At 49.9% G+C, this 14,528-nt stretch carries 10 protein-coding genes; 8 read left to right on the top strand and 2 right to left on the bottom strand.

The features are described 5' to 3' along the window. Nucleotides 1–242: 242 nt before the first annotated feature. The 4 genes from mnmA (at nucleotide 243) to ACMYUL_RS10245 (ending at nucleotide 5,982) form a co-directional block, all read left to right on the top strand. A complete protein-coding gene (mnmA, locus tag ACMYUL_RS10230; RefSeq protein WP_342030901.1) occupies nucleotides 243–1,346 on the top strand; it encodes a tRNA 2-thiouridine(34) synthase MnmA in 1,104 nt (367 codons plus the stop codon). A 105-nt stretch (nucleotides 1,347–1,451) separates the two neighbouring features. After that, on the top strand, nucleotides 1,452–3,125 hold the full coding sequence (locus ACMYUL_RS10235) for an AMP-binding protein (protein WP_415770363.1): 1,674 nt from the start codon (nucleotides 1,452–1,454) through the stop codon (nucleotides 3,123–3,125). Between the two features lie 69 nt (nucleotides 3,126–3,194). Further along, nucleotides 3,195–4,175, top strand: a complete 981-nt coding sequence (locus ACMYUL_RS10240; RefSeq protein ID WP_415770365.1) for a PhoH family protein — start codon at nucleotides 3,195–3,197, stop codon at nucleotides 4,173–4,175. A gap of 541 nt (nucleotides 4,176–4,716) precedes the next feature. Beyond that, on the top strand, nucleotides 4,717–5,982 hold the full coding sequence (locus ACMYUL_RS10245) for a Glu/Leu/Phe/Val family dehydrogenase (RefSeq protein ID WP_045075769.1): 1,266 nt from the start codon (nucleotides 4,717–4,719) through the stop codon (nucleotides 5,980–5,982). Nucleotides 5,983–6,121: 139 nt separating this feature from the next. Here the strand turns inward: ACMYUL_RS10245 and ACMYUL_RS10250 are convergent, their stop codons facing one another. Together ACMYUL_RS10250 and ppsA are read right to left on the bottom strand one after the other, a co-directional pair. Beyond that, the gene (locus tag ACMYUL_RS10250; RefSeq protein WP_342030905.1) at nucleotides 6,122–6,694 is read right to left on the bottom strand and encodes a hypothetical protein; all 573 of its coding nucleotides are present in this window, start codon (nucleotides 6,692–6,694) and stop codon (nucleotides 6,122–6,124) included. A 265-nt stretch (nucleotides 6,695–6,959) separates the two neighbouring features. Continuing rightward, nucleotides 6,960–9,344, bottom strand: a complete 2,385-nt coding sequence (ppsA, locus tag ACMYUL_RS10255; RefSeq protein WP_415770367.1) for a phosphoenolpyruvate synthase — start codon at nucleotides 9,342–9,344, stop codon at nucleotides 6,960–6,962. A 418-nt stretch (nucleotides 9,345–9,762) separates the two neighbouring features. On the opposite strand from ppsA, the gene ACMYUL_RS10260 reads away from it, so the two are divergent. The 4 genes from ACMYUL_RS10260 to pnp all read left to right on the top strand — a co-directional run bounded on the left by ACMYUL_RS10260 (nucleotide 9,763) and on the right by pnp (nucleotide 14,212). Further along, nucleotides 9,763–10,584, top strand: coding sequence for a pyruvate, water dikinase regulatory protein (locus ACMYUL_RS10260; protein WP_070514589.1), 822 nt, complete (start codon nucleotides 9,763–9,765; stop codon nucleotides 10,582–10,584). Nucleotides 10,585–10,694: 110 nt separating this feature from the next. Further along, nucleotides 10,695–11,045: a helix-turn-helix domain-containing protein gene (locus tag ACMYUL_RS10265; protein ID WP_242883573.1), complete on the top strand. Its 351-nt coding sequence runs from the start codon at nucleotides 10,695–10,697 to the stop codon at nucleotides 11,043–11,045. Continuing rightward, nucleotides 10,949–11,845, top strand: a complete 897-nt coding sequence (locus ACMYUL_RS10270) for an IS3 family transposase (protein WP_415769753.1) — start codon at nucleotides 10,949–10,951, stop codon at nucleotides 11,843–11,845. The genes ACMYUL_RS10265 and ACMYUL_RS10270 overlap by 97 nt, the downstream gene beginning before the upstream one ends. A 246-nt stretch (nucleotides 11,846–12,091) precedes the next feature. Then, entirely contained in the window at nucleotides 12,092–14,212 is a 2,121-nt protein-coding gene (gene pnp / locus ACMYUL_RS10275) for a polyribonucleotide nucleotidyltransferase (protein ID WP_415770370.1), read from the top strand. The last annotated feature ends 316 nt before the right edge of the window (nucleotides 14,213–14,528 follow it).

Genomic DNA, 14,528 nt, shown 5'->3' on the forward strand with positions numbered 1-14,528 from the left:
GCGACGAAGCCGCAGACAGTACAAATAGTACGGAACCGATTCACTTGGTGCTTCAGCACCTTAGAGAATCGTTCTCTTTGAGCTAAGGCGAGGCAACGCCGTACTGGTTTAAATTTAATCCACTATACAATAAAACATCTTTCAAGCCCCATCAGCCTTATTGGGCGGGCTTCCTTATCCCTTCATCAAAATGTGCTAAAATCCGCCTTTAAAAACTGCTGTTTCCTACCCATATCCCCTTCATGGACATTACTCAACAACCTTCAAACATCATCGTCGGGCTCTCCGGCGGTGTCGATTCCTCCGTAACCGCCGCCTTGCTCAAACAGCAGGGTTATCAAGTGCGCGGTGTGTTTATGCAAAACTGGGAGGACGACGACAATGACGAATATTGCAGCATCAAGCAAGACTCTTTCGATGCCATTGCCGTCGCCGACATCATCGGTATCGACATCGACATCGTCAATTTTGCCGCCCAATACAAAGACAACGTATTCGCTTATTTCCTCAAAGAATACAGCGCGGGGCGCACGCCGAATCCGGATGTGTTGTGCAACGCCGAAATCAAATTCAAATGCTTTTTGGACTACGCCATAGAGCAGGGCGCGGATACCATTGCCACCGGACACTATGCGCGCAAAGAAGTCCGTAACGGCGTGCATTACCTGCTCAAAGGTTTGGATCAAAACAAAGACCAAAGCTATTTCCTCTACCGCCTCAAACCTTTCCAACTCGAGCGCGCGATTTTTCCGTTGGGCGATTTGGAAAAACCTGAAGTCCGCCGCCTTGCCGCCGAATTCAATTTGCCGACTGCCGCCAAAAAAGACAGTACCGGCATCTGTTTCATCGGCGAACGTCCGTTCCGCGAGTTCCTGCAAAAATACCTGCCGACCAACAACGGCAAAATGGTCACGCCCGAAGGGAAAACCGTCGGCGAACACGTCGGGCTGATGTTCTACACGCTCGGGCAGCGCAAAGGATTGGGCATCGGCGGCGCGGGCGAACCGTGGTTTGTCGCCGCGAAGGATTTGATGAAAAACGAACTCATCGTCGTACAAGGTCATGACCATCCGCTGCTCTATACCCGCAGCCTTGTTATGAACGATTTGAGTTTCACGCTGCCCGAACGCCCGAAAGAAGGGCGCTACACCTGCAAAACCCGCTACCGCATGGCGGACGCGCCGTGTGAATTGCGTTATCTCGATGATGACACGGTCGAGCTGGTGTTCGATGAACCGCAATGGGCGGTAACGCCCGGTCAATCCGCCGTGCTGTACGACGGCGATGTCTGCTTGGGCGGCGGCATTATCATGTCCACCGACAAACCCGTCATTATTACCGCTTGATTAAAAAACACAAAAGGTCGTCTGAAAACTACTGCGGCAGGTTTGCTCCTGCTTTTTCAGACGACCTCAAGACAACCATAAAACCAACGAAACAAGATTATTTATATGGAAAAACTCTGGCTCAACAGCTATGAACAAGGCGTCAATGCCGAAATCGACATCACGCAATACAGCTCCATCAGCGACGTATTCCGTCAAAGCGTTGAAAAATTTGCGCACCAACCCGCGTTTCAAAACATGGGCAAAACGCTCACTTACGCCGAAGTCGGCAAGCTGGCGGAAGATTTTGCCTCCTATCTGCAAAACGTTCTGAAGCTGCCGCGCGGCGAGCGCGTGGCGATTATGCTGCCCAACCTGCTGCAATACCCGATTGCGCTTTTCGGCATCCTGCAGGCGGGGCTGGTGGCGGTGAACACCAATCCGCTCTACACCCCGCGCGAGCTGGAGCATCAGTTGAAAGACAGCGGCGCGACCACCATCATTGTTTTGGAAAATTTTGCCAACACGCTGGAGCTGGTGTTGCCGCGCACGCAAATCAAACACGTCATCGTCGCCTCTGTCGGAGAAATGTTCGGCTTCTTCAAAGGCACGCTGATGAATTTCGTGCTGCGTAAAATCAAAAAAATGGTGCCCGAATACCGCATTTCCGGTGCTATCCCTTTTCAGACGACCCTGAAAGAAGGTGCGGCACATACCTTCCGCCCCGTTACCCTAACCCGCGAAGACACCGCGCTGCTGCAATACACGGGCGGCACGACCGGCGTGGCAAAAGGCGCAATCCTCAGCCACGGCAACATCTGCGCCAATATGCTTCAGGCGAAAGAATGGATTAAATTCCAACTGCGCGAAGGCAAAGAAACCGTCATCGCCGCGCTGCCGCTTTACCACATCTTTGCCCTGACGGTGAACCTGATGATTTTCGCCAATACCGGTTCCAAAATCATCCTGATTACCAACCCGCGCGATATGAAGGGCTTTATCGGCGAGCTTAAAAAAGAAAGCATCAGCGTCTTCATCGGCGTGAATACCTTGTTTAACGGCATGGTTAACCAACCCGATTTCGCCACCGTCGATTTCTCCAACCTGCGCCTGACTTTGGGCGGCGGCATGGCGACTCAAAAAGCCGTCGCAGAAAAATGGAAAAAAATCACCGGCACACCCATCGTCGAAGCTTACGGCCTGACCGAAGCCAGTCCCGGCGTGTGCTGCAACCCGCTCAATATCGAAGCATACAGCGGCGGCATCGGATTGCCCGTTCCCTCCACCGAAGTCGAATTGCGCGATGCGGACGGCAAAGAAGTCTCCGTCGGACAGCCGGGCGAGCTTTGGGTGCGCGGCCCGCAAGTGATGAAAGGCTATTGGAACCGCCCCGAAGAAACCGCCAAAACCATAGACGCGCGCGGCTTTTTGGAAACCGGCGACATCGCCGTGATGGACGAAAAAGGCTGGCTGAAACTGGTTGACCGCAAAAAAGACCTCATCGTCGTTTCCGGCTTCAACGTTTATCCGAACGAAATCGAAGAAGTTATTTCGCACAATGATAAAGTCATGGAAGTCGCCTGTATCGGCGTGCCCAACGAAAAAACAGGCGAAGCCCTCAAAGTCTTCGTCGTCAAAAAAGACCCGAGCCTGACCAAAGAAGAACTCATCGAATTCTGCCGTACCGAGCTGACTGCTTATAAAGTGCCGAAAGACATCGAGTTCCGTGACGAACTGCCCAAGTCCAACGTCGGCAAAATCCTGCGCCGCGAGCTTCGCGAACAAGCGCAAAACAAATAACACCGAAAGGTCGTCTGAAAAGCATCCCGCACCTTTCAGACGACCTTTAATCATCATGGAAACCAGCACATGACCCATACCGTCCATCTTCAATTCGAAGACATCGACAACACCGTCCTCCAACGCCTCTGCGGCGCGCTTGACGGCAACCTCGAAGCCTTGGGCAAAGCCCTCGATATCAAAATCAGCCGCCGCTTCGAACACTTCACCTTCATGGGCGAACTCGCCCATGCCGGCCGCCGCGCCTTGCTCGCGCTCGCCGAAGCCGCCGAACAAGGTGATCTGGACGACAACGCCATCCGCCTCGCCGCCGTCGAAGCCAAAACCGCTGACAACAAACACGAAGAAAAGCATCACGACCAACAATATTATTTCCGCACCAAACGCGGCAGTATAGGTGGGCGCACCCCGCGCCAAAACGGCTACATCCGCGCCTTGTTAAACCACGACGTCGTCTTCGGGTTGGGCCCCGCGGGTACGGGCAAAACCTATCTCGCCGTCGCCGCAGCCGTCGATGCCATGGAAAAACACCAAATCGAGCGCATCGTCCTCGTCCGCCCCGCTGTCGAAGCAGGCGAAAAACTCGGCTTCCTGCCCGGCGATTTGGCGCAAAAAGTCGACCCCTACCTGCGCCCGCTCTACGACGCGCTCTACGATCTGATGGGCTTCGACCGCGTGACCAAACTGATGGAAAAAGGCTTGATTGAAATCGCCCCGCTCGCCTACATGCGCGGGCGCACGCTCAACGGCGCGTATGTGATTCTGGACGAAGCGCAAAACACCACGCCCGAACAGATGAAAATGTTCCTGACCCGCATCGGCTTCGGCGCGAAAGCCGTCATCACCGGCGACATCAGCCAAATCGACCTCCCGCGCAACGTCAAATCCGGCCTGAAAGATGCCCGCGAAAAACTGCGCGACGTGGAAGGGCTGTATTTCCACACCTTCACCAGCGAAGATGTCGTCCGCCATCCGCTGGTACAGAAAATTGTGGAAGCGTATGAGGCGGCAGAAGAGCAAGCCGAAAGAAGCAGCGCCGCCGAACGGTAAACAATGAGGCTTAAAAAAGGTCGTCTGAAAACCTGAAACATGGGTTTTCAGATGACCTTTTTCATATTTTATAGTGGATTAACTTTAAATCAGGACAAGGCGACGAAGCCGCAGACAGTACAGATAGTACGGCAAGGTGAGGTAACGCCGTACTGGTTTAAAGTTAATCCACTATATAAAGTCAAAATGGATGAAGCAGCCTATCTTGTCATGCCTTATTTTGTGCTGCCGAAAATTGGATATTGTTAACAATATTATCGAGTCTGAAATGCGGTCGTTGCTGTTTTTAAAGCATCAGCCTGATGATATAAAATTTCAGACGATTTTTTTTAAAACAAAGGCTTTAGTTTTAGTAGCCGATTTTGGCGGCGATATCGGGTAACGGGGTGTCAGGTTTCAGAGGTCGTCTGAAAATAAATCCATATATAAATTAATCAACTTTGAAAATACCGACTACATGCTATTACATTTCATTTGGAAATTGGTTATAGTTACAACTGTGAAGCCCTTAAATTTCAACCAGACATAAGAAGGAAGAGAAATGTCCCAATCCGCCGCAAAAGAAACCCTTAACCCTTTCGAAATCGCCCGCAAACAGGTCAAAACCGCCTGCGACCGGCTCAATGCCGACCCCGCGGTGTATGAAATCCTGAAAAGCCCGCAACGCGTTTTGGAAGTTACCTTCCCCGTCAAACTCGACAACGGTACAGTCAAAACCTTCACCGGCTACCGTTCGCAACACAACAATGCCGTCGGCCCCTACAAAGGCGGCGTGCGCTTCCATCCCAATGTGAATTTGGACGAAGTCAAAGCCCTGTCGATTTGGATGACCATCAAATGCTGTGTTGCGGGCATTCCTTACGGCGGCGGCAAAGGCGGCATTACTTTGGATCCGCGCGATTATTCCGAAGCAGAGTTGGAACGCATTGCACGCGCTTATTCCGAAGCCATTTCCCCGCTGATCGGCGAGAAAATCGATATTCCCGCTCCCGATGTGAACACCAACGGTAAAATCATGTCGTGGATGGTTGATGCTTATGAAAACGTTGTTAAAAAATCCGCGCCGGGCGTGTTCACCGGCAAACCGGTCGAATTCGGCGGTTCTTTGGCGCGTACCGAAGCGACAGGTTACGGCGTGAACTTTGCCGCCGTCCAAGCCTTGGAAAAACTCGGCAAAGACGTTAAAGGCGCAACCTACGCCATTCAGGGCTTCGGCAATGTGGGCTATCACACAGGCTATTACGCGCATCAATCCGGCGCGAAAGTCGTTGCCGTTTCCACCGTCGATGTCGCCATCTACAACGAAAACGGCTTGGATATGGAAGCCTTGTTCAAAGAGTTCCAAGAAAAAGGCTTCATTACCAACGAAGCGGGTTACGGCAAAGAAATCAGCAACGCCGAACTCTTGGCATTGGATGTGGACGTACTCGCCCCTTGCGCGCTGGAAAACCAACTGACTTCCGAAAATGCCGGCAAAGTGCGCGCCAAAATCGTGGTCGAAGGCGCAAACGGTCCGACTACGCCCGAAGCCGATGCCATCCTGCGTCAAAACGGCGTATTGGTCGTGCCCGATATTCTGGCAAACTGCGGCGGCGTAGTCGTTTCCTATTTTGAATGGGTGCAAAACCTGCAAGGCTATTACTGGGAATTTGATGAAGTTCAGGAAAAAGAAACCGTCGTCCTGCGCCGAGCATTCCGAGATATTTGGAATCTGGCGCAAGAGTATGATGTGGACTTGCGCACCGCGTCTTACATGATGAGTATCCGCCGCGTTGAAAAAGCGATGAAGCTGCGGGGTTGGTACTAATCCAGATTTGAAGATTTAGCTTGAGAAAAGGTCGTCTGAAAATTTTTCAGACGACCTTTTGGCTATGGTGGACAAGGTTAGATCATGGTTGAAGGAAATCCTAGTGTGATTTAATTTTCCCTCAATTGACTTGCTATTTCTATTCAGAAATCACATGTCTACCATTATTCACATAGTCTATAGGTGTGAAATGTATGGGCAATTCTGCATTCCTAATAGAAAAAATGTAATTCTTATAAAATAAACTATTTATGGAATGAATGTCTATTTCTAGAATATCTCTTTTAAATTTTTGAGCAATTGTTGCGCATTCTTTCTCATCAACATTTTTCCCAAGGAAGAAAAATAAAATTGACAATAACAAACAATAACAGCATCTAAATTGATGCAAAGATGAATTAATAAAAATTGGTTCTTTAATATCTGAAATATAAAATGGAATCAGCCATATTTCTTTGTTTTTATTTATTGCGAAGAAACCATTATTATTTCTCCCGAAAACAATAAATTCATCTTTTTTATCGTTCTCAACAAGGACTTCCTCATCTTTAAATTTTATGAATTCAAATTTGTCTTTGTAATAATTTTCCAATTTTGAATATTCATTATTTGCCATGTCATTTAATAATTCAGAAAATGAAAAAATTTTTCTATTAAACTTTTTCAAAATTCTATATTCCGTTCCTTTTAAATCAACCTCATTAATAATCATATGTATTTATCCTGTAACTTGTTGCAGCGACCTAATAATTTTTAGTGAGGTCTCGAAAGTATAATACTCTAAAAACAGTAAGGTAGGTTGGGTTAGAAAGACAGCCTTTAAAAAGGTCGTCTGAAATCATGTGTTTCAGACGAGACCTCGCATGGTTTGACGAGCAATTTGAGAAATGCGTCAATGTTGTGCTGGATGAGGCACTCATTACATAAAATCCCCCGAATGTTTCCAATCGGGGGATTTTTTGGAATTGCTAGAAAGCTTATTTATTCAACTCATTAGCCAAATACAGCCAAGTTTCGATGACGGTATCCGGATTCAGGGAAACGCTTTCGATGCCTTCTTGAACCAGCCATTTGGCGAAGTCCGGATGGTCTGACGGACCTTGACCGCAAATACCGACGTATTTGTTTTGCTTGCGGCAGGCAGAGATTGCCAAATGCAGCATCACTTTGACGGCAGGGTTGCGTTCGTCAAACGATTCGGACACCAAGCCGCTGTCGCGGTCGAGGCCGAGGGTCAGCTGGGTCATGTCGTTGGAACCGATAGAGAAACCGTCGAAGTATTGCAGGAATTGTTCTGCCAATACCGCGTTGCTCGGCAGTTCGCACATCATGATCAGGCGCAGGCCGTTTTTACCGCGTTCCAAACCGTTTTCTTTCAAGGCTTTGACGACGGCTTCGGCTTCGCCCAAAGTGCGGACGAACGGAATCATGATTTCGACGTTGGTCAGCCCCATTTCGTCTCGGACGCGTTTGAGGGCTTTGCATTCGAGCGCGAAGCAGTCTTTGAAGCTTTCAGCAACGTAACGCGCCGCACCGCGGAAGCCTAGCATCGGGTTTTCTTCGTGCGGTTCGTAAATGCTGCCGCCGACCAAGTTGGCGTATTCGTTGGATTTGAAGTCGGACATACGGACGATGGTTTTACGCGGATAAACCGATGCGGCCAATGTTGCCACGCCTTCGGCGATTTTATCGACGTAGAAGTCGACAGGGGAGGCGTAGCCGGCGATGCGGCGGGTAATTTCCGCTTTCAATTCATCGTCTTGTTTGTCAAATTCCAACAAGGCTTTCGGGTGGATGCCGATTTGGCGGTTGATGATGAATTCCATGCGTGCCAAGCCGATGCCTTCGCTCGGCAGGTTGGCGAAGCTGAATGCGAGTTCGGGGTTGCCGACGTTCATCATGACTTTAACCGGCGCTTTGGGCATATTGTCCAAGGCAACGTCGGTGATTTGTACGTCCAGCAGGTCGGAGTAGATAAAGCCTGTATCGCCTTCGGCACAGGATACGGTAACTTCTTGACCGTTGCTCAGCAATTCGGTTGCGTCGCCGCAGCCGACTACGGCAGGAATACCCAGTTCGCGCGCGATGATGGCGGCGTGGCAGGTACGGCCGCCGCGGTTGGTGACGATGGCGGAAGCGCGTTTCATTACCGGTTCCCAATCCGGGTCGGTCATGTCGGTAACGAGTACGTCGCCAGCTTCAACGGAATCCATTTCGGATGCGTCTTTTACTAAGCGGACTTTGCCTTGACCGACTTTTTGACCGATGGCACGACCTTCGCACAAGATGGTTTTGTCGCCGTTGATGTCGAAGCGGCGCAGGTTGCGGCTGCCTTCTTCTTGGGATTTCACGGTTTCAGGACGGGCTTGCAGGATGTAGAGTTTGCCGTCCAAGCCGTCACGGCCCCATTCGATATCCATCGGGCGGCCGTAGTGTTTTTCGATTGTCAGCGCGTAGTGTGCCAACTCGGTGATTTCTTCGTCGGTAATGGAGAAGCGGTTGCGGTCTTCTTCGGGAACATCGACGTTCATTACGGATTTACCGGCTTCTGCTTTGTCGGTAAAGATCATTTTGATTTGTTTCGAACCCATGGTTTTGCGCAGGATGGCAGGTTTGCCTGCTTTCAGCGTGGGTTTGAAAACATAGAATTCGTCAGGGTTGACCGCGCCTTGTACGACGTTTTCACCCAAACCGTAAGATGAAGTCACGAAAACGACTTGGTCGAAGCCGGACTCGGTGTCGAGGGTGAACATGACGCCGGACGCGCCGCTGTCGGAACGCACCATGCGTTGTACGCCTGCGGAGAGGGCGACGATGTCGTGCTCGAAGCCTTTATGTACGCGGTAGGAGATGGCACGGTCGTTGTACAAAGAAGCAAATACATGGTGCATAGCCGCTTTGACGTTTTCCAAGCCGTTGATATTCAAAAAGGTTTCTTGTTGACCTGCAAACGATGCGTCGGGCAGGTCTTCGGCGGTTGCAGAAGAACGGACGGCAACGGAAATGTCCGCACCGCCTGCGTCTGCAACCATTTTGTTCCATGCCGTTTCGATTTCGGCATCCAGTTGTTCGGGGAAGGGCGTATCCAAAATCCATTGGCGGATTTCTTTACCGACGCGCGCCAGTTCGGCGACATCTTCCACATCCAGTTGTGCCAGTGCGGCGGAAATACGCTCGCTCAGTCCGTTGTGCGCCAAAAATGCGCGGTAGGCTTCGGCGGTAGTGGCAAAACCGCCGGGGACGCGGACGCCTTTTTCAGTCAGCTGACTGATCATTTCACCCAGGGAGGCGTTTTTGCCGCCCACGCTTTCAACATCAGTCATACGCAGGTTTTCAAACCAAATTACGTAGTTGTCAGCCATTTGTGTGTCCAATCCAAGATATGTTAAAAAAGAAACGAATACGCTTTGTTATTTTAAGCGATTCAAACGGCTGCTGTCATGCTTTTTCTGTCCCTAGTGATTTGCAGGTCGTCTGAAAAATTGCGGTCTTCAGCCGTGTAGTCAAATGAAATTCGATGGGGAAGTTGATATTCCGAGTATCTATTTCTTTGTAAAACATAAGGTTTGAAATAGATTAATGACTGAGTGGTAGAGGGTGGTAAGGTTTTATTCGGGTATAAAATTTTAAAATAATTAAATTATTAAAATAAAAATGCGTTTAACGGATGTTTTTGTTGGGATGTAGTTGAGTGTAATTTGAATGTATTCCCTTTATTTAGAAGGTTGCAGCTGCTATGATGACTGCCTGCAAACATTTTAAATTTTAGAGGATAACCGAATGACCGCCCCGCGCCATGTGTTTTATATTTCTGACCGTACCGGCCTGACTGCTGAAAATATCGGTGAGGCACTGCTGAATCAGTTTGGCAGAATCGAATTCAAACGCCACACCTATCCCTTCATCGATACGCCTGAAAAAGCGCGTACCGTCGTCGAAATAGTCAACCGCAACGCTCAGGAAAACGGTTTGCGCCCGATTGCCTTCGTCAGCGTCGTCAATGACGAAATCCGTGAAATCATCAAAAAAGCGGGCGCTTTCCATATCAATTTTTTCGAAACCTTCCTCGGGCTTTTGGAAAAAGAACTCAATACTGAGGCGGTCGCCGCTACGCAAGGGCACCACAGTATCGGCAATACGCAACGCTACGATGCGCGTATGGAGGCGGTCAATTTCTCGCTCAACCACGATGACGGCGTCAGCGATAAAAACCTGAAAGAAGCCGATGTGATTTTGATGGGCGTATCGCGTTCGGGCAAAACACCGACCTGTCTTTACCTTGCCCTGCAATACGGTATCCGCGCCGCCAATTACCCGTTGATTCCCGATGATTTGGAATCTACCGACTTACCGCGCATGGTTAAGCCTTATAAAGACAAGCTGTTCGGCCTGACCATTCAACCCGAACGCCTGCAGGCCATCCGTCAAGAGCGCCGTCCGAATTCGACTTATGCCAAAATCGATACCTGTCGCAGTGAGATTGCCGATGCGCAAAATATGTTCAAACGCCACGGCGTTCCATTTACCAATACGACGGATAAATCGGTGGAAGAGCTTGCCGTCCATATCCTTCAAGCCTGCAAATTGAAACGGCGTTTTTGAGGCGTAACATCCTGACTATTAATGAAAGGTCGTCTGAAACACAGAAGTATGTTGAACTGCACCCCAAAAGTTGGACACATACCCTCCAACCACCAAGGTGCAGTTTTTTTATGAGCAAATATACATTACACTTTAAATACCAAGCCGTACTCCACTACCTGCATATACGCAGCCAACAGCGTACCGCAGACCACTACGGCATCTCCCGAACCCACCTGCGACGATGGATACGCGCCTATCAAGAAGGCGGCATCGGCGCACTCGAACATCCCCAATCCAAAACCATGCCCCAACACCGCAAAAACCCCTTCATCGCCGACAAACCCGACCACGAAAAAACACAGGCGGAGCTTATCGAAGAGTTGTGCTATATGCGCGCAGAGGTCGCCTACCTAAAGGAGTTAAAAGCCCTCAGCCAAAAGCGGACCGAAAAGGACAAAGCCAAACCGTCCAAACACTGAGGGCGCAACACCCGCTCAAATACCTGCTGCACATCGCAAACCTGCCCAAAAGCAGCTTTTACTACCATCACCAAGATCGACCCGATCCCGACGAGGCCGACAAAGCCCTCCTTGTCGAAACCTACAAACGGCATAAAGGACGCTACGGACAAAGGCGCATTGCCGCAGCATTGGATTGGAACCGCAAAAAAGCAGCGCGGTTGATGAAGCAGTTGGAACTGAAAGCCCTCATACGGGCGAAAAAAGCCTACCGCCATCCCGCCATGGGCGAGATATCGGAACACCTCCTCAAACGCCTATTCACAGCCGAAAAGCCCAACGAGAAATGGCTGACCGACGTGACCGAACTCAAAGGAAAGGACGGCAAACTGTACCTCTCGCCAATCTTGGACCTGTTCAACCGAGAAATCGTCGCCTACGCCATGAGCCGCAATGCTAACAGCGAAATGGTGAAGGAAATGCTCGAAAAAGCCGCACCCCGGCTGACCGGCGAAGGAACGATGCTTCATTCGGACCAAGGCGTGCTGTACCGTACGGCGGGATATAGGGAATTGCTTGCGGAGCATTCCATGGTTCAAAGCATGTCGCGTAAGGCGAACTGTTGGGACAATGCGCCGATGGAGAGTTTCTTTGCGGTGTTGAAGACGGAGTGTTTCTATAACGCAGGTGAATTGACGGTGGACGAATTGATGAAACAGATAGATGACTATATGGATTACTACAACCGCGAGCGTTGCAGTTTGAAATTGAAAAAGCTGAGTCCTGTCGCATACAGAACCCAGCTTACACAGAGCGCCTGAATAATAGGCTTTTATGAGTGTCCAAGATTTGGGGGCCAGTTCATGTTTCATACGACCTTTTGCTGTCATGAATGCTTGGATTTACTTACATTTGCTATTATAATGCGCGTTTGGATTGACCGTTTGAGGTCGTCTGAAAATATAGTTTTTACCAACCGCCGCACACCTGAAACCCTAACTATGCACATTCTCACTTTTAGTGTGCATTATTAGTGTTTTAGCGTGCGGCATTCTGAAAGGAACGAAATGTTCAATAAACACGTTAAAACCTTCCAATATGGCAATCAAACCGTTACTTTGGAAACCGGCGAAATCGCGCGCCAAGCGGCAGCGGCTGTTAAAGTATCGATGGGCGACACCGTTGTTTTGGTTGCTGTTACCACCAATAAAGAAGTCAAAGAAGGTCAAGACTTCTTCCCTCTGACTGTTGATTACCTTGAACGTACTTACGCCGCAGGTAAAATCCCTGGCGGTTTCTTTAAGCGCGAAGGCAAACAAAGCGAAAAAGAAATCCTAACCAGCCGTTTGATCGACCGTCCTATCCGCCCGCTGTTCCCAGAAGGTTTCTACCACGACATCCAAATCGTTGCGATGGTAGTTTCCGTTGACCCTGAAATTGATTCCGACATTCCTGCCATGCTCGGCGCATCCGCTGCGCTGGTGTTGAGCGGCGTACCGTTTGCCGGTCCGATTGGTGCCACACGCGTAGGTTATGTAAACGGTGTGTACGTATTGAACCCGACCAAAGCCGAATTGGCTAAATCTAAGCTGGACTTGGTGGTTGCGGGTACATCCAAAGCCGTTTTGATGGTGGAATCCGAAGCTAAAATCCTGCCTGAAGACGTGATGTTGGGTGCCGTAGTTTACGGCCACGACCAAATGCAGGTAGCGATTAACGCCATCAACGAGTTCGCCGATGAAGTAAATCCTGAAGTATGGGATTGGAAAGCACCTGAAACCAATGAAGAATTGGTTGCCAAAGTGCGCGAAATCGCAGGCGAAGCCATTAAAGAAGCGTTCAAAATCCGTCAAAAACAAGCGCGTTCCGCTAAATTGGACGAGGCTTGGAATGCAGTAAAAGATGCGCTGATTACCGAAGAAACCGATACTTTGGCTGCCAACGAAATCAAAGGTATTTTCAAACATTTGGAAGCCGACGTTGTCCGCACCCAAATTTTGGAAGGTCAGCCGCGTATCGACGGTCGCGATACCCGCACCGTCCGTCCGCTGAACATCCAAACCGGCGTACTGCCGCGTACACACGGTTCTGCCCTGTTTACCCGTGGCGAAACCCAAGCACTTGCCGTAGCGACTTTGGGTACTTCGCGCGACGAGCAAATTATTGATGCGCTTTCCGGTGAATACACCGACCGCTTCATGTTGCATTACAACTTCCCGCCGTATTCTACCGGTGAAGTGGGCCGCGTCGGCGCGCCGAAACGCCGCGAAATCGGACATGGCCGCTTGGCAAAACGCGCACTGGTTGCCGTATTGCCGTCCCCTGAAGAATTCAGCTACACCATGCGTGTTGTTTCCGAGATTACCGAGTCCAACGGTTCGTCTTCTATGGCTTCCGTCTGCGGTGGCTGTTTGAGCTTGCTGTCTGCCGGCGTGCCTTTGAAAGCACACGTTGCCGGTATCGCAATGGGTCTGATTTTGGACAACAACAAATTCGCCGTGTTGACCGACATCTTGGGTGATGAGGATCACTTGGGCGATATGGACTTTAAAGTTGCCGGTACGACCGAAGGCGTAACCGCGCTGCAAATGGACATCAAAATCCAAGGCATTACCAAAGAAATCATGCAGATTGCTTTGGCGCAAGCCAAAGATGCGCGTCTGCACATCTTGGAACAGATGAAAGCCGCCGTGGCAGGTCCGCAAGAGCTGTCCGCTCACGCTCCGCGCCTGTTTACCATGAAAATCAACCAAGACAAAATCCGTGAAGTCATTGGCAAAGGCGGTGAAACCATCCGTGCGATTACCGCTGAAACCGGTACTGAAATCAATATCGCGGAAGACGGTACCATCACTATTGCCGCAACCACTCAAGAAGCCGGCGACGCTGCGAAAAAACGCATCGAAGAAATCACTGCCGAAGTGGAAGTGGGCAAAGTGTACGAAGGTACTGTGGTTAAAATCCTCGACAACAACGTTGGTGCCATCGTCAGCGTGATGCCGGGCAAAGACGGTTTGGTACACATCAGCCAGATCGCCCACGAGCGCGTACGCAACGTCAGCGACTATCTGCAAGTCGGTCAGGTTGTGAATGTGAAAGCATTGGAAGTGGACGACCGCGGTCGTGTGCGTCTGTCTATCAAAGCATTGACCGAAGCTCCTGCGCGCGAAGAAAAAGCGCCTGAATAATCGTTGGGCCGATTTTGATTGATAAAAAAGGTCGTCTGAAAGATTTCAGACGACCTTTTTTACTGAATGCGGATAAACAAAGTAGGGGGGCAGGAATGTGGAATTATAGTGGATTAACTTTAAACCAGTACGGCATTGCCTCGCCTTAGCTCAAAGAGAACGATTCTCTAAGGTGCTGAAGCACCAAGTGAATCGGTTCCGTACTATCTGTACTGTCTGCGGCTTCGTCGCCTTGTCCTGATTTAAAGTTAATCCACTATAAGTTGTCTTGGATCGGAACTTTGATTTATCGTTCTTTCTTTTTGAACAGCAATTA

The sequence above is a fragment of the Neisseria sp. CP9 genome (assembly GCF_047758525.1).
Classification (GTDB): domain Bacteria; phylum Pseudomonadota; class Gammaproteobacteria; order Burkholderiales; family Neisseriaceae; genus Neisseria.